Below are 19,724 nucleotides of genomic sequence, written 5' to 3'. Positions count from 1 at the left end.
TAGTTATTAGGTTTTCATAAAGGAATCGAAAACTTGTGTAGTAGCCCAAAAAAGGAGTAGTACGAAATGATTGTAATTTTATAAAACAAATACTATTTTTATAGGCAAGAAAGATGAAGAAAATAAGACTTACTCCCTATCAATCAATTTTTTATTATGAATGGTTAGCAAACCCATCAAGAAGTGATTACAACATTGTATGTGATAATATAATCTCTGGAGAACTCAATCGAAAAAAACTTTTTGAAAGTTTTAAGAATGTGGTTAATGAACATTTTGTTTTCAGGAGTTTCATTGTAAATCAGGAAGATGGTATTTTCTGGCAAAAAAGAGAGTCAATCACAGAAGATAAATTAAAAACATTATTAGTTTATCACGATCAGCCCTTAACTAACGAAGATATCAGTAAAATAGTTTCGGAACCCTTTGATTTAGAAAAGGATATTTCTGCGAGACTTCATGTTATTCGAGTTGACCATCAACAATATCGAATTATTTTAGTATTTCATCATATTTTAGTTGATGGAGTAAGTACACAAGAGTTTTGGGATAAACTAAGTCAATATTATAACGATATACCTTATGAGCTACCGTCATATGAAGTACAAGCTCAATTGCATGAAAAACTTAATGATTCGTATCATGAAATTTTAACAACGCAAAAACAGCAGATGGAAGATTTCTGGAAAGAAGAGTTACAAGATGTAAAAAATATCGACTTTACTTTCTTAAAGTTAGCAACCGAAAAACCAAAGCCATTAAATCAATTTAAACCTTATATTAGTGAATTTACTTTTAGCTATGATGAAAACATTTATAATCAAGTTAAAGCAATACGACGTAAATATAAGATAACACCTTATTTATTCGGTCAATTAGTAGCGGCGTTGTTATTAAATAAAATGACGTCTCAAAGCGCAATTCCTCTTGTTTATCCAATTGCTTTTAATGAAGGTAAAGAATTAATCTACGGCGCTCATATTAATACGTTACCGGTTGTTTACCATTTTGAAGAAAATTCAACTTTAGAATCTGTTATACAAAATATTTTGCTTCATTATAAAAAGGTTAAACAAACTGGCGCTAGATACTTACCAGTTTACGATATTATGCAATTTGCTGAGAATGCTAATATTCTAGATGTGGCGTTTGTGCAAACCTTTGTTCGAGATCATAAAATGAATCTGAATGGGATGATTGATGAAGCTGTTAATCATGAATTTCAAATAGATTTATCTAATAAATTGGTGTTTGAGCAAGAAGAACATAACAACCAAATTAACTATCGCGTTAAATTTAGTGAACAGCAATTTGATAAACAACTGGTTGAACAACTTGTGATGTTCTATCAGAGATTGTTTATAAAATTACTTAACTATTTAAGTAATGATCAAGCCGATATTTTAGTAAATGATATTGAGGTACTGGATGAAGATGAATTAAAAGTTTTAATTCATGATATAAATCAAACTCAACAACCTTATAAAAGAGATAAAATAATTGCTCAATTATTTGAAGAGCAATGTCAAAAAACACCAAACAATACCGCTGTGCTTTTTGAACAAATTGAGATGTCCTACTCTGAATTAAACAACAAAGCCAATCAATTTGCTCATTACCTTCAAGATCACTTTTCTATCAAACCAAATGATTTAGTGGGCCTTTATTTAGATCGTACTGAACAAATTATTGTTGCTATTATAGCAGTACTTAAATCTGGAGCCGCCTATGTTCCGATCGATCCAACTGCACCTCCTGAACGTAATAAATATATTTTAGAGGATGCCAACATTCGTGCAGTTATTACACAATCTCATTATGTTGATAAACTGAATGAGTTAATGCCAACTGTTGAAAGTGTTTCGGTTGATGATTCATCTTTTATAGCAACCTTACAAAATTATTCAACAGACAATACTGTTATCGACACTAAACCTAATGATTTAGCTTATGTTATTTATACTAGCGGAACAACGGGAAATCCAAAGGGAACATTAATTGAGCAACACTGTGTTAATCGTTTAGTCGTTGATGCTAATTACGTCGAAGTTGATGAGTCAGATCGCATATTATGTATTGCAGGATATCATTTTGATGCATCAATTTATGAAATATTCATGGCTTTACTCAATGGTGCTGGAGTAGTTATTACCGCTAAAGAAAATCTTTTAGATTTAGATAAATTTAATCAGTTAATTGAGCAATATGATATTACCAATATCCTAGCTATATCAACATTTTTCAACACGTTAGTTGATGCTCAGTTACCTAATATAGCAAAATTACGCTATATTCTAGCAGCAGGAGAAGCTTTATCAGCTGTTCACGTAAATAAATGCCTTAAGTTATACCCAAATGTTAACTTATTGAATGCTTATGGCCCAACAGAAACGACTTGTCTTGCTACAACTTATCTAACTAATCAATGTCAAACATCATTCGTTAACAATGTTCCTATTGGTGTAGCCTTACCAAATACCTCTTTATATGTTTTAAATCCACAACGTCGCCCATTACCTGTTGGCTGTATTGGTGAGCTTTATATTGGCGGTGCAGGAGTCGGTCGTGGTTATCTGAACAATGTTGAGATGACTAATAAAGTATTCATTAAAAATCCATTTCAAACTGAAGATGAACGAAAACAAAACTATAATGATCGTATTTATAAAACAGGTGATTTAGTCCGTTTGTTGCCTGATGGTAATATTGAATATATCGGTCGTAATGACTTCCAAGTAAAAATACGTGGTTTCCGTATTGAGCTTGGTGAGATCGAAACGCATTTAATGATGCATCCACAGATCAAACAAGCCACGGTATTAGCACTAAATAATCAAGGTGGTTATAAATATTTAGCAGCATATTATGTCGCTGATAATGAACTTGATACAGAAGAATTAGTAGCGTATTTAAACAATGTGTTACCTGAATATATGGTTCCTTCAGCATTTGTTCATTTACTCGCTATGCCTATGACGATTAATGGTAAAACTGATCAAAGAGCATTACCAAAACCAACCTTAATGACCCAAACTAGCTATGTTGCACCTAGCTCAACCACTGAGCATTTAATTGTAGAGGCAATCGCCAGTTTATTAGGATTTGAAGAGAGTGCTATCAGTGTCACAGATGATTTCTTCCGTTTAGGTGGTAATAGTATTTTAGCTATCAAATTATCAAGTAAGTTGACTCGAGAATTTGATCGTTCTATTCGAGTGGCTGATATTTTTACTTTACGTACCACACAAAAAATAGCTCAATTCATTGATAAGAACCAAGAAAAAAGACAGATAATTAATGTCATACCTGTTGAACATATTGAGCAACAATTATTGTCTTTTGCGCAAGAACGTCTATGGTTTATCGATTCTTATGAAGGTGGTAGTAATGCTTACAATGTTCCATTGGCATTTAAACTAACAAGCACGACAGATATTAATCTACTTGAAAAAGCAATATACGCAATTATCGAACGACACGAAGTTTTACGTTCTTTAATTAAAACGAATGCACAAGGTATTGGCTATCAGCAAGTTATTGATTTACAAAAATTCCCATGGAAGATTAATAAACAAAACTGTTCAAACAAAGCAGAACTTGAAGCGACAATTTATGAGGATCTGCATAGAATATTTAATTTATCCGAAGAATTACCGATTTATGTTTGCTGTTATCAATTTGCTGGTGAAAGTTATTTAAGCATTGTCATTCATCATATTGCATTTGATGGTTGGTCAACAGATGTCTTTTTAGACGAGTTAGTTAATCTTTATCATTATGTTACGGCTTTATCTCAAGGAGATAACCAATACGCTGAAACATTACGCTTACCGGCAGTCGAAGTTCAATATAAAGATTTCGCTTTATGGCAACGTGATCTTTTAAAAGGTGATTTTTTAAATAATCAATTAAATTTCTGGAAAGGACAGTTAGAAGATTTTGAACAACTTAATCTGCCTACTGATTATCCACGTCCAAGGGAGATTGATTACACTGGCCATGATATTCCTTTTGAACTTAACGAACAAATAAGTCAACAAATCCGTTCATTAGCTAATGAACTTAATGTAAGTGTCTATTCAATATTATTAAGTGGTTTCTATCTATTATTAGGTACTTTTAGCAATCAAAAAGATGTGGTTGTTGGTTCTCCAATTGCGGGTAGAAATTATTCAGGTATTGAAAATACTATAGGCTTTTTTGTTAATACTATCGCACTACGTAAATGTATTGATCCGAAAGACAGTTTAAAATCATTCATTTTACAAACCAGTGAGTTAGTCACCCAAGCTCAACAATATCAAGATTTGCCATTTGAACGATTAGTTGATGCATTAGCTATTGAAAAAGATTCTTCACGGCACCCAATATTTCAAGTAATGTTTGGTGTACAATCATTTGGGTCAGCGATACATAATGGTAAAATTGAAGAGCTATTAAGTTTATATCAAAGTGAAGTTGTTAATTATCAATCTGCTAAGTTTGATATGACAGTAATGCTTGATGACTCTAAATCAGCTATTAATGGTCTATTTAATTATGCTTGCAAACTCTACCGCCAAGAAACAATTGAGCACTACATCACTATTTATCAAACGATTTTAGAACAGTTTGCTCAAATGTGTGAGTTAGAACAACCGTTAACTGAAATGCGGTTAGTTGATGCGGCTACTTTCGATAGATTGGTCTTTGATAAAAATAAACCGTTTCAACCTTATGCAAGGGATAAGTCTATTGCAGAATTGTTTGAAGAAAAAGCTCAGCAAATACCTGATAATATTGCAGTCATTTTCCAGAATAATGAGCTATCTTATCAACAAATTAATGAGCAATCCAATCAGCTAGCGCGTTACCTTAAAGAGCATTTTGATATAAAACCTAACGATTTGATTGGTCTTTATCTCGATCGTTCACAATATATCTTGATCTGCTTCTTAGCTATTTTGAAGGCCGGTGGAGCCTATGTTCCATTGGATCCTAATGCACCAGATACTCGTAACGAATTCATAATGCAAGATGCGCAAGTTAAAGCAGTTCTTACAACCGAAAATCATTGTAATAAATTAACTGGTTTAGCCCCTAATTTATCCATAGTAGCTGTTGATCAAGCTGATTTTGTTGACAATCTACAACATTATGCGAAAGATAATCTTTTGATTAAAGTGAAACCGCATGATTTAGCTTATGTTATCTATACGAGTGGAACAACGGGAAATCCAAAAGGAACACTCATAGAGCATAGAAATCTTAATAACTATATTGTTAATGCTAATTATGTCAAAATCAATTCTGACGATCGTTTACTAAGTATCTCAGGTTACCAATTTGACGGTTCGGTTTATGATTTTTACACACCTTTACTTAATGGTGTACCGTTAGTTATTATTGAGAAAGAGACATTTTTAGATTTAGAACAGTTTAATGAGTTAATTGCCGATAAAAAAATTACTAATTTCTTCTGTACAACTACCTTTTTCAATGCGTTAATCGATAATGAAGTTGCTAATTTAAAATTATTAAATTACATACTTGTCGGTGGTGAAGCCTTATCGGCACATCATATTAATAAATGCCATCAACTTTATCCGCATGTAAAAGTGGTTAATGGTTATGGTCCAACTGAAACCACTGTATTTGCTGTTACTTATTTAACTAATTTAGCTCAAGAACCATTTATTTACAGTGTTCCAATCGGTAAAGCATTGACAAATACTTCATTGTATATTTTAGATGAACAACTTCGTCCTGTACCTGAAGGGGCAATTGGTGAGCTTTATATTGGAGGGGAAGGTGTTGGTCGTGGTTATTTACATAAACCAGAACTAACAGATAAAGTATTTATTCAAAACCCATTCCAGACTATTGTTGAAAAGGCACAAAATTATAATGCGCGAATCTATAAAACAGGTGATTTAGTTCGTTATTTAGCTGACGGCAATGTTGATTATATTGGTCGTAATGATTTCCAAGTTAAAATTCGTGGATTCAGAATTGAACTTGCAGAAATCGAAGCTTGTTTAATTAGTCATCCTGATATTCAACAAGCTGCTGTGTTAGCTTTGAAAAATAGTGCTGGCGCTAAATATATTGCAGCTTATTATGTGGCTAAACAACCATTGACTCAAGATGAACTAATTGATTATTTACAGAAGTCTCTTCCTGAATATATGATCCCAGCTGCGTTTGTTTATCTTGACGCTATGCCAATGAACATGAATGGTAAATTGGATCGTAAAGCGTTACCAACACCACAGCTTCTTGATGAGCAAAACTACGTTGGTCCAACAAATGAAACTGAAGCTATTTTTTGTCAAACCTTTGCCAATATACTTGGTTTACAAGCCAATGAAATCAGTATTCATGATGACTTCTTTAAACTCGGTGCGGACAGTATTAGCAGTATCCAGCTTACCAACCGAATTAAACAGGCTCTTAATTATTATCTATCCATTAAAGATATTTTTAATTTAAGAACGGTAGAAGCTTTAAGTAACCATGTGATTAATAATCGCCATGAATCAAAAGCCAATGTGGAAACCGAACAAGGAATTTTAACTGGAACTCTTAAACTTTCACCTATTCAACAGTGGTTCTTTAAAGAAGTTGAAGTTGGACGATTCCAAGACTATCACCATTGGAATCAAGCATTTTTGCTTAAAGTTCCAATGCTAAATGTTGATTTACTCAAACTAAGTGTCCAAAAATTGCTTGAATATCATGATATGTTACGGGTTAATTATCATGATTCTGCCGCAATATATCAATTATTGCCTGATATGTTACCATTTTCTACTCAGAATATATCTGGTTGGTCACAAGATAAGATTCAACAATTATTGACTGATTGGCAAAGCCATTTTACCTTTAATCAAGGGGCGTTATGTCATTTTGGTTATTTAACTGGTTTTGATGATAATTCTGCTCGTATTCATGTCGCTGCACATCATTTAAATATTGATGTAGTAAGTTGGCGTATCATTAAAGATGACCTAGAAGCTATTTATCAATATTTAAGCCAACAATCATCCGTTGATGCCAATATCAATGTTAAAGATATTCTTGGTGAAAAAGGTAGTAGTTATCGTCAATGGGTCAATAAACAACAGCAGTATTCAACGCTAATTGCCAATGAGCAAGAATCTGCTTATTGGCAAACTATATTGGCTGATATTAATCAGTATCATAATCACCTTGATCAACATCGTGTTGATACGCTATATCAAGCTAAAATGCAGCTATCTAAGACGCAAACATCTCGTTTACTTAGCCAAGTTAATAAGGTATATGGCACAGAAATTAACGATATTTTATTAACAGCGCTTGCGCAAGCGTTAAAATTGGTATTCAGTGGTAATGATCACTATATTTTATTAGAAGGTCATGGACGAGAAGATCTCTACAGTGAAATTGATATTAATAACACGGTTGGTTGGTTTACCAGTATGTATCCAGTTAAACTAATGGTAAATAACCAGAATGTTATTAATAATGTTGCCATGATTAAAGATACCTTAAGACAAATACCTAACCATGGTGTAGGTTACGGTTATTTGGTGGGGTATATTAAACAAGCTTTACCAGCGATTAGTTTTAACTATTTAGGCCAATTTGATAGTACTGAAAAAGCTAATAAATGGCGATTTAGCGATGAAGATAGTGGTTTAGAAATGTCTCCAAATAATCGCATGACTGACTTTTTATCCGTTAATGGCGGTATTTTGGATGATCAATTACAATTTGCTATTACAGGATACGTCAATAATGTACATGGTGAAGCTTTAGTTACGGCATTTACTCAGCAGCTTAATGAGCTCATTGATCAACTAGTACTGATTGAACGAAGCTATTTGACACAATCTGATATTAATAACGTGATCTCTCCAACACTGCTTAATTCATTACAAAGCGATAAAGAAATAGAGGCAATTTATCCTGCAAATAGTTTACAGCAAGGGTTTATCTATCATGCTGTTTCGCAGGGAGATTCGGATAATGCTTATCGAATTCAGATGATTTGGGATTATCACAATTCACTAGATATCAATTTGCTTAAACAAGCATGGCATCTTACACAGCAAAAATTTCCATCATTACGATTACGTTTCTCATGGGTGGAAGAGCTGGTACAGATTATTGATAAACAATCTGATTTTGCGTGGCAATTTGTTGATCTTAGCAATCAAACTCAAGAGCAACAACAAGTCAGTATCAATCAATTGATTAAACAAGATGAACAAATCGGTTATGATTTAATGAAAGGCCAACTATTTAGAGTGACTTTAGTTAAATGTTCTGATGAGTATTATCGATGTTTATTTAATAATCATCATGCTATTTTAGACGGTTGGAGTTTACCTATCTTACTTAATGATGTACATCAAAATTATCTATCTTTATTACATCAAAAAGAGGTTATTATCCAAGAAGATAGTAGCTATTTAGCTGCACAATCTTACTTACAAAGTAAAACCAATGAGACGGCATCATTCTGGAAACAATACCTTAATGTTGAACTTGAACCTGAAAATCTAGAGAGCTTACTTAAAGCGGATTTAGGGCATATTAATTTATCTGACCATAAATATGTTGAAGATCCACAAGAAATTTCGATAGAGATTGGTTCCCAACAATGTGAAGAATTAAAATCTTTATGTAAAAACAATGAGTTTACATTAAATGCTTTGGTTCAATATTGCTGGCATCAACAATTAAGCATTTTTGGTAATAGCAACACTACCGTTGTTGGTATGACATTATCAGGTCGTAATTTACCGATTGACGGTATAGAAAACTCTATCGGACTTTATATTAATACATTACCTGTAATTTTAGAGCATACTGATGGTAGCGTTATTGAAACCATCAAAATGTTACAATCACATATTAATAATGTGAATAATAACAGTAATATTAATCTGATTGAATTACAAACATCTGGGACACGTTTATTTAACTCATTATTCGTATTTGAAAATTATCCATTATCAGAAAGCGAACAAGATGAATTAAAAATTGTGTTTCAAGGTGGTCATGAAAAACTTGATTATCCTCTCGGAATTGTGGTCTTCGAGAGTGCAGGTAAGTTATCGATTAAAATCAAATATGCTGGAGAACTCTTTAATGACACAGCTATAAAACGTGTATTGAAAGGAATAGAATTAACCTTAACACATTTAGCTAAAAATCCAGCTATAGAGGCATCTAAGCTTAACTTATTAACTGAGCAAGAGTATGACCAATTAATCGTTAACCAACAAAAAAATATCGTTCCATTTGAAAATCATAAACTGGCGAGCCGATTGTTTGAAGAGCAAGTTCAGAAAACACCTGACTCTATTGCAGTTGTTTATGAAGGGATAACATTAACCTATCAAAGTTTGAATGAACAAGCGAATCAACTGGCAAATTATTTACGATCTCAATTATCAATTCAACCTGATGATTTGATTGCGTTATATTTAGATAAATCGCAATATATGATAGTAAGTATTTTAGCTGTGCTGAAAGCAGGCGCTGCTTATGTGCCGATTAGTCCAAGTACGCCGGCAGAACGAGTAGAGTTAATTCTTAATGATACTAAAGCGAAAGGAGTGTTAACTCACGCTCATTATGCTAAAGAATTAATTCAATTAAAAACTGAATTGCAACCAGAAGTTATTGCTGTTGATGATCCATCAATGGCTAACAAACTTTCACAGTTTGATAAGCACAATCTGGTTACATCAACACAAGCCCATCATTTGGCGTATGTGATTTATACGAGTGGTACCACCGGACTACCAAAAGGGGTAATGATCGAACACCATGGAATAGCTAATTTAGCAACAGTTCAGCAAGACATTTTAGATCTACAACCATGTCATCATGAACAAGAACAAAAAAATGTTCTGTGGTATTCAAATTATATTTTTGATGCGCATGCTTTCGAAATATATAACGCCTTACTTAATGGTCATCAGTTGCACATTCTGTCAGAAGATAAACGTTTAGACTTTATAGCATTATCAAAATATACCCAAGATCAACATATTGATTTTGCCTTTATCCCACCAGCTTTACTTGATCAAGATGAACTACTTTCTGTTCCTGTATTGACAGTGGGTGGTGAAGCTGTTAATGCTAAATTAGTTAATCTTTACTGCCAGCAGGGTATCAAGTTAATTAATGTTTATGGGCCAAGTGAAACGACTGTTTGGGCTATGGCTCATCGTTATAATAAAGATGACTTAAATACAGATTTGGGAACAGCCATTAAAAACGTGACTTTATATGTTCTTGATGAATATTTGCGTCCAGTGCCTCCTGGTGTCATTGGTGAATTATATATCGGTGGTGCTGGTGTTGGTCGTGGTTATCTAAATAACCCTGAATTAACAAATCAGACATTTATTGCAAATCCATTCCAAACCAGTGAGGAAAAAGCGCAAAATTATAATGCTCGAATCTATAAAACGGGCGATCTGGTTCGTTATTTGCCAAACGGTCATATTGAATATATTGGTCGTAATGATTTTCAGGTTAAAATTCGTGGTTTCAGAATTGAATTAGGTGAGATTGAAACGCGATTAATCAGTCATCCTCAAATTAAGCAGGTACTTGTTGTGGCACTGACTAATAACCAAGGTAATAAATATCTTGCTGCTTATTATGTATCTGATACAGCTATAGATCAGACTGAATTAACCAGCTATTTAGAAAAAACATTACCTGAATATATGGTTCCTGCGGCCTTTGTACACCTAACGATTATGCCTGTTAATGTGAATGGTAAAATTGATCGTAAAGCATTGCCAAAACCTAACTTTGTTATGCAAGAAAGTTATGTTGCTCCTAGTACAGTGACTGAACAACAGTTAGTTGCTGATATAGCTGAATTATTAGATATGGATATTGACTCAATTAGTGTGGTCGATGACTTCTTCAGATTAGGTGGTAACAGTATTTTAGCTATTAAGCTGTCAAGTAGAATAGCCAAAACTTTTGAACGTGATGTGCGTGTAGGTGATATTTTTACATATCGTACCATTAAGGAAATTGCGAAATTTATTGACAGTAATCATCAAAAACGTCAATCAATTACCATACAAAAGGTGGCTAATGAACAAGAACAGAGATTATCCTTTGCGCAGGAACGCTTATGGTTCATCGATTGTTATGAAGGCGGTAGCAACGCATACAATATACCACTAGTATTTAAACTTCTGCCAGAGACTAAAATCTCGTTTGTTGAGCAAGCTTTACACGAAATTGTTCAGCGTCATGAAGTATTGCGTTCATTAATTAAAAATACAGCAGATGGTGTTGCCTACCAACAAGTGATAAGTTTGCAACAGCAACCGTTGGTAATCGAAAATCATTATTGTGATAGCCAAGCTGAATTAGATAAAGCGATTCATAATCATATATACAAAGTAATAATGTTATCTCATGAGTTACCGATTTCGATTTGTCGCTATCAATTAGCTCAAGAGAATTATATGAGTATTGTGATCCACCATATTGCATTTGATGGTTGGTCAATTGATCTGTTCATTAATGAGTTCAGACAGTTATATCAATACTATGAGGTTTTATCTTTAGGTGATAGTAATCAAACGGTAACACTTAACTTACCACCTGTCGACGTGCAATATAAAGACTTTGCTTTATGGCAGCGGCAGTATTTGCAAGGTGATATTTTGAATCAGCAATTGCAGTTCTGGCAAGATCAACTAGCTGATTTTGAACCGCTTAATTTGCCGACTGACTATGTTCGTCCACAACAAATTGATTATACAGGTCAAAATGTTATGTTTGAGCTTGATTATGATGTCAGCCAACAAATACGTTCATTGGCAAAAGAACTCAATGTTAGTGTTTATTCTGTACTACTCAGTGGTTTCTATTTACTACTTAGTTCATTTAGTAATCAAAAAGATATTGTCATTGGTTCACCAATTGCAGGAAGAAATTATCAGGGTACAGAAAATACCATTGGCTTCTTTGTTAATACATTAGCATTAAGAAAATGTATTGAACCAAGCGACAGTCTAAAAATGTTCATTTTGCAGACTAGTGAATTAATTACACAAGCTCAACAATATCAAGATCTACCATTTGAGCGCTTAGTGGATGCGTTATCTATTGAAAAAGATACTTCGCGACATCCTATTTTCCAAGTAATGTTTGGCGTACAGTCATTTGGTGAAGATGGGAAAGAGGGTAATTTATTGCAGCGTTATAATAATGACAATGCAAGTTATCAAGCTGCTAAGTTTGATATGACCGTGATGCTTGATGATTCTAAACCAGCGATAACTGGCTTATTCAACTATGCGACTAAACTCTATAAGCCGCAGACTATTGAACACTATATCACTATTTATGAATCAATCTTGCAGCAATTTACAAAGATGTATCAACAGCAACAAGTTCTGTCAGATTTACGTTTAATTGATAACTCAACTTATCAAAAAGTGATCTTTGATTGGAATAAGACGCGTTGCGATTATCCAACAGATGTGACAATGCATCAATTGTTTGAAAGACAAGTATTAAAAACACCAAATAATCTAGCTTTAGTTTATGAAAATGATCGCTTGACCTATCGAGAGCTTAATGAACAAGCTAATCAGCTAGCACATTATCTGCGTGAAAACTTTGATATTCAGCCTGATGATTTGGTGGCAATCTGTCTTGAACGTTGTAAATACATGTTAGTAAGTATCTTAGCTATCTTGAAGGCAGGAGGAGCTTATGTACCAATGGATCCTAATATGCCAGAAGATCGTCTCAGTTATATGATCGAAGATACAAAAGCTAAGGTTGTATTAACTACTAACTTAAGTTATGAAAAAATCAATTCGTTAGTTGCTAAGGATCAAGTTGCATTGAACTTGCAATCCTCACAAACTATAGATTGCTTAAGTAAATATCCAACAACTAACCCAACACCATTAGCTCAGCCTAAAAACTTAGCTTATGTGATTTATACCAGTGGTACGACCGGTATGCCAAAAGGTGTAATGTTAGAACATCAAGGCGCGGTTAACCGTATTATTTGGATGAATAACGAATATCCGATTACTGAAAAGGATCATATTTTACAAAAAACGAATTATACCTTTGATGTCTCGGTGTGGGAGTTATTTTGGGCGAATTGGTATGGTGCTTGTATTGTCTTTGCTCATTCAGAACTTTATAAAGATAATGTCTATCTTGCAGAGTTGATTGAAGCTGAACAAATCACCGTATTACATTTTGTGCCATCTATGTTAGTTGCATTTGTGGAAACATTAGAAGCACAACCTAATTTGGTTCCAAAAGTTCAGGGATTAAAATATCTGTTCTGTAGTGGTGAAGCACTTAACCTTTATGAAGTGAAAAAATGTCAAGTGTTGATGCCAAACTGTGAGATACACAATCTTTATGGACCAACAGAAGCAACCATTGATGTACTTTATTATGATTGTAATAATCCGAATATTTCACAAGTATTAATTGGTAAACCTGTTGCTAATACTTCAGCTTATGTTCTTAATGAATTATTACAACCAGTACCTATTGGCGGAATAGGTGAGTTGTATGTCGGTGGTGATAATGTTGCTAGAGGTTATCTAAATAACATTCCATTATCGAATGAACGTTTTATTGCTAATCCGTTCCAAACGGAAGTAGAAAAAGAGCAAGATTACAATGGTAGAATTTATAAAACTGGCGATCTTGTTCGTTCTTTAGCTGATGGTAATATTGAGTATTTAGGTCGTAATGACTTCCAAGTTAAAATTCGTGGATTCAGAATAGAACTTGGTGAAATTGAAGCTCGATTAACCCAATTTAATGGAATCAAACATAGTATCGTTATCGCTTATGAACAGGCTTCGGGCAGCAAGTATTTGGTTGCTTATTATCTTGCTAATGAGGAGATTGATAGCCAATTATTACAAGCTCATTTAAGTGAAACTTTACCAGGATATATGATTCCGTCAGCATTTATATATTTAACTGAATTACCAATTACCTCAAATGGTAAGTTAAATCGTCGAGCGCTACCAAAACCAGAGCTTACCGATAAGGTTGAGTATGTCGCGCCAGAAAATGATGCTGAAAGAACATTATGTGAAGTCGTTGCTAATATCCTTAAAATTCCTGCTGAAGAAATTAGTATGCAAGATAGTTTCTTCCGATTAGGTGGTAATAGTATCTTAGCTATGATGCTTAATAACCGAATTAATGATGCGTTTAAAGTTAAAATGCGTTTAGTTGATATTTTAAGCGTTAATACAATTCGGGAGTTAGCGAAAAAAATCTCAACGACTCAACAGCAGTTTAATCCTATTGTGGAATTAAGAACTAATCATGAAAAACCACAAATTTTCATGATCCACCCAGGATTAAGCGGTTGTGATGTTTATCAATCATTAGCGAATAAGTTATCCTCAAAATACAGCTGTTTTGGTGTAGATTCTTACAATTTATATCATGACAAACCTATCGAGGATCTCAATGTATTAGCGCAATATTATCTGGATCATATCAGTAAAGTTGCAACAAAAGATCTGCCAATAAAATTATTTGGTTGGTCTTTAGGTGGCAACATTGCGTTACAAATCGCAGTACTACTTGAACAGCAAGGAATCGAAAATATTGAAGTTTATCTATTGGATTCTTGGCTATTAAAAGAGCGGGATTTAGATCAATATAAGCATCCAGTTAACATTACTCGTGCTATGGATCGATTAAATATACCTGCACATGTACGCGGTGAAATTGAGAATTTTGCAAAAATTGATAACAAGCTCGTTGTACAGCCATTATCTGCTCAATTGAAACAGACTCAAGTAGTGTTGTTTAAAGCTACACAGATTGAACAAGGTGGAGATATAGCTGAAAAATATGTATTAAATAATATTGATACTTATTTAGAAGATAATTCTCAATTAAAATTGGTTAAGTTAGATTGTGGTCACTACACAATTTTATCTCATGAACAAGAGATCTTAGCTCAGATTTTATAACCTTAATGTTAATTATCCCCTTAAAAAATCTTATTTTAAGGGGATGCTTTTTAGGTAAAGATAATGAACTTTATTTATTTAGCGAATATCAATAATCTGTCGTGGTCTGTTTTAAAAGATCAAAAAAAAATACTTAGCCACTCTGCACAGTTAGATATCGAGAAATTTAGATTTGATCGAGATAAATGTCGCAATTTAGTTGGCAAACTGCTGTTGCTTTATTCTTTGCAGCGTCATGAACAATTTCAACAATCCTGTTTACCCGTCATTGATTACGGTCCTTATCGAAAACCATTTATTCATTCAATGCAAGGACATTTCAATATTTCACATGCTCATAATTGGGTTGCTTGTGTATATAGTACTAATGGCGAAGTTGGCATTGATATTGAATATATTACGCCAATTAACATTATTGATTATCAGAATGTTATGACTGAAAATGAGTATCAAATTGCACTTAATAATCCACATTTTGATTTCTTTCAATTATGGACATTAAAAGAAGCAATTATGAAAGCTCAAGGGCAGGGGTTTTATCTTTCACCATCTTCGTTTGAGTTACCATTCCCTTTTTGTAATGATGAGATCGTTGAAATTAAACACACACGCTGGTTCGTTTATAGTCAAAGCTTTGCCGATGAATATCGGTTGTCTTTGGCTTCTTTATATCCAATAGTTGGCAATATACAAGTTATTCCTTTGCAACTTGATCAATTTTGGCAGTAATCAATTATCACGCCTTAATTCATTACTGACAATAATATTAATCGTTAAAATTAACTATCTATTCTTGGTATTGAAGTTTAAAATATATCCATATTCATAAATTAGTATGAATATTATTCAAGTTCCAATCTTTTCTTTTCTATCTTTTTCTATTTCATAAATCTTAGCACTTGAGGACAATTATTATGTTTCAATGGCTTTCAAATTGGATTTTAGATGGACTTAAGCATTCACCCGAAATACTTTTATTTCTTTCTTTAAGTTTAGGGTATTTGATTGGTGGAATTCGAATCGGTAAATTTCAATTAGGTGGCGTTGCTGGTTCATTATTGGTGGCAGTGGCATTAAGTGTATTTGGTGTTACTGTCGATGCTGGCGTTAAAGCTGTGCTTTTCGCCCTATTTATTTATGCTGTCGGGTTCGAAAGTGGACCACAATTTTTCCGTTCATTAGGAGTTAAAACTCTGCGTGAAATCTTTTTAGCGTTATTTATTGCTGTTGCTGGTTTTGTAACGGTAGTAGTTTTAGCCAAATTATTCAATTTAGATAAAGGCCTTGCTGCTGGTTTAGCTGCAGGAGGATTAACACAATCAGCTATTATGGGTACAGCATCTGACGCGTTGACTCAGCTAGGTTTAAGTCCAGAAGAGTTAAGCAGATTACAAGGTAATGTGACCATTGGTTATGCTGTGACTTATATCTTCGGTTCACTTGGCGCTATTATTGTCTGTGTAAATATTTTGCCGAAAATTATGGGGCGTGAAATTAATGATGATGCAATTCAGGCCGAAGCAGAACAATTACATGGTTCGCTTTTATTAGGTAATGGCCAGAATTTTGCTTTGTCTGATGTAACTGGTCGCTTATACCGAATTACTAATAAGGTTAATCAAACCGTTGAAAGTTTAGAAAAGGTTATTAATGGTATTAGTATTGAACGAATCAAACGTGGCAATCGTATTATTGAAGCTGCACCTGAAACCTTATTAAAAGCCAAAGATATTATTTTAGTTGTTGGTCATCGGGATGCCATGATTGCTGCAGCTGATTTATTGGGTGAAGAAGTGAATTCAGCACAAGGTATGGATGTGGTGATGAATACTCAAGATGTTGAAATGCGTAATACTCGATATGTCGGTCAAAATTTAACGCAAGTGCTTTCATCTGACGAAGTGATGAAGTTAAAGCATGGTATTTATTTAATTGCTGTTCATCGTGATGGACAACCATTGCCATTAAATAATGATATGGTATTTAAGTTAGGTGATGTCATTACTATTTATGGTACTGATGGTGACTTAAGACGTGTAGTAGATAGAATTGGTGCGCCGATTACCAAAAGTGAAAAAACTGATTGGATATTCCATGGTTTAGGTCTTGTTGTTGGACTTATAATTGGTCTTATTGTGATTAGAGTCAGTGATATTCCAATCACTTTAGGTGCAGGTGGTGGTGCATTATTATCAGGATTATTGTTTGGTTGGTATCGCTCCTTGCATCAAACTGTTGGAAATATTCCAACCGGAGCTGTGCAACTACTTAAAGATTTTGGCTTAGCTGGCTTTGTAGCAGTGGTTGGTCTTAGCTCAGGTTTACAAGCCATTAATACGATTAAAGATCAAGGTCTTTCATTATTCTTAATTGGTGTTGTAGTGACTTTATTGCCGATGTTACTTGGCATTTATTTTGGCAAGTATGTACTAGGTTATAAAAATTCAGCGGTATTTGCTGGAGCTTTAGCTGGCTCTCGTAGTGCGAATCCTGCTTTTGGTGAAGTACTTAATAAAGCTGGTAACTCAACGCCTACCAATTCTTTTGCTATTACCTATGCTTTAGCTAATGTTTTCCTAACATTATTGGGACCATTAGTTGTTGCTTTTGTTTAATTGACATCTCAAATTAAGGATACATGGTTATGAAAAGTAATAATGAATATGCAAAATATGCGAATTTAAGTCCTTTTGAATTGAAAGATAACTTAATTAAACTAGCACAAAGCCATACTGACCGTGTGATGTTAAATGCAGGGCGTGGTAATCCTAATTTTTTGGCAACATGGCCACGACAAGCATTTTTTCAACTTGGTGTTTTTGCCCTACAAGAATCCGAAATGTCATTTTCATATATGAATGAAGGTGTTGGTGGTATGCCAATTAAGGCTGGTTTAACTGGTCGTTTTGAACATTTTGTTCGTCAAAATTATCAAACACCTGGCGTGTCATTTTTAGGTAAAGCATTTTCTTATATTCGCGATCAGCTCGGCCTAGATGAAAATGCATTTTTACAAGAGATGGTGGAAGGTATTTTAGGTTGTAATTATCCTGTACCAGATAGAATGTTACGCTTTAGCGAAGAGGTAGTTAAAGCATATGTGCTTACACAAATGGGAGCACAATATCTTGGTCGTGATGATCTTGATCTGTTTGCCGTTGAAGGTGGTACTGCAGCAATGGCTTATATTTTCAATTCTATGAAAGAAAATAACTTAATCGAAAAAGGCGACAAAATTGCGATTGGCGCACCTATTTTTACACCATATTTAGAAATTCCAGAGCTTAATGATTATCAATTAGTAGAGGTATTAGTTAATTCTGATCCTGATGCGAATTGGCAATATCCAGAAGCTGAATTACGTAAATTAGAAGATCCTACTATTAAAGCTTTTTACTTAGTTAATCCATCTAATCCCCCATCAGTAAAAATTGATGATAAAAGCTTGCAGATCATTGCTGATATTGTGAAAAAACGTCCTGATTTAATTATTTTAACTGATGATGTTTATGGCACATTTGCCGATAATTTCCAATCTTTGTTTGCTATTTGTCCAAAAAATACGATTTTAGTTTATTCATTTTCTAAATACTTTGGTGCAACTGGTTGGCGTTTAGGTGTTATTGCTACAGCACGTGATAATATATTCGATAAAAAAATTAAGGCATTGCCTAGCAAAACGAGACAAATTTTAGATAAACGCTATAGTTCTATTGTAACTGATCCTGAAAATTTAAAATTTATTGATCGTTTAGTGGCCGATAGTCGTGCAGTTGCACTAAATCATACCGCTGGGCTTTCAACTCCACAACAAGTACAAATGGTGTTATTTGCATTGTGTGAAATGATGGATACCGATCAAAGTTATAAAGCAGCATTAAAATCATTGATCCGTCGTCGAGCGGCTTCGTTATATCAACATTTAGGACTTACGCATCATACTGATGAAAATAGTGTTGATTACTATACCTTAATTGATCTAGAACATATTTGTCGTGAGCTTTATGATGACAAATTTGCTAAATGGATCTTAAAAAATAAAAATCCATCTGAAATGTTATTTAGAATTGCCGATGAAGCTGGCGTTGTTTTATTGCCAGGTAAAGGATTTGCTGTACAACATCCTTCGGCTCGAGCTTCATTAGCCAACTTAAATGAATATCAATATGCAGCGATTGGTTTATCAATGCGGAAACTTGCTCAAGAGTATTATGCTGAGTATCAAAGTAAAGCTAAGAAAAAATAGTTAATCATTTAGATTAATTCATCTGTCTACATATCAAACCCTAGTTTAACTAGGGTTTTTTATTTATATATCATTTAACTTGATTATAAATTTTAGTTATTCCTTCTGAATAAAATCAAGTTAATTTAATAATATTGATTTTTTTTAAACAGTAATTTGACAGCTTATTTTCCAATCTATATGATTGCAAATGAAAATCATTATCAACTGTGCGATTCGGATGAAAAAAATAACTGCAAAATTTAATTTATTTAGCTTGTGCCTTATAAGCTGTTATAGCTCTATTGTTCTAGCTGAAAATAAAATTAAAGATATCAAGGAAGATAATGAAAAAGATAAATTGGAGACAATTACTGTTACTGGTGAAGGGGTCCAACGTAGTGAATTGACATAGTAAGCCTTATGTCCTTATCTTCTCGATATAGTACTTATCAGCAACCATGACAAGTAGGTATTTCTGCACAAATAACCTATTGATAAAT

Annotated in this window: 5 protein-coding genes; all 5 read left to right on the top strand. The window is 33.6% G+C overall.

The window, feature by feature from the left end; all coding sequences use genetic code 11:
- Positions 1 to 113: 113 nt before the first annotated feature.
- Entirely contained in the window at positions 114 to 14,996 is a 14,883-nt protein-coding gene (locus tag H3T80_RS05660; RefSeq protein WP_198200600.1) for a non-ribosomal peptide synthetase, read from the top strand.
- A 63-nt stretch (positions 14,997 to 15,059) separates the two neighbouring features.
- Positions 15,060 to 15,725: a 4'-phosphopantetheinyl transferase superfamily protein gene (locus tag H3T80_RS05655; protein WP_198200598.1), complete on the top strand. Its 666-nt coding sequence runs from the start codon at positions 15,060 to 15,062 to the stop codon at positions 15,723 to 15,725.
- Positions 15,726 to 15,910: 185 nt separating this feature from the next.
- The gene (gene aspT, locus H3T80_RS05650; protein ID WP_110447329.1) at positions 15,911 to 17,611 is read left to right on the top strand and encodes an aspartate-alanine antiporter; all 1,701 of its coding nucleotides are present in this window, start codon (positions 15,911 to 15,913) and stop codon (positions 17,609 to 17,611) included.
- Positions 17,612 to 17,640: 29 nt separating this feature from the next.
- A complete protein-coding gene (locus tag H3T80_RS05645) occupies positions 17,641 to 19,242 on the top strand; it encodes a bifunctional aspartate transaminase/aspartate 4-decarboxylase (RefSeq protein ID WP_086363303.1) in 1,602 nt (533 codons plus the stop codon).
- A gap of 220 nt (positions 19,243 to 19,462) precedes the next feature.
- Positions 19,463 to 19,636 (top strand): hypothetical protein, encoded by a 174-nt coding sequence (locus H3T80_RS05640; RefSeq protein WP_198200590.1) that lies wholly within the window; start codon positions 19,463 to 19,465, stop codon positions 19,634 to 19,636.
- Positions 19,637 to 19,724 lie beyond the last annotated feature (88 nt).

Origin of the sequence: Gilliamella sp. W8145 (assembly GCF_016101145.1) — a bacterium.
GTDB classification, from domain to species: Bacteria; Pseudomonadota; Gammaproteobacteria; order Enterobacterales; family Orbaceae; genus Gilliamella; species Gilliamella apis_A.
Note: the sequence above shows the minus strand (reverse complement) of the source record. Positions and strands in the feature narration are given on the sequence as shown.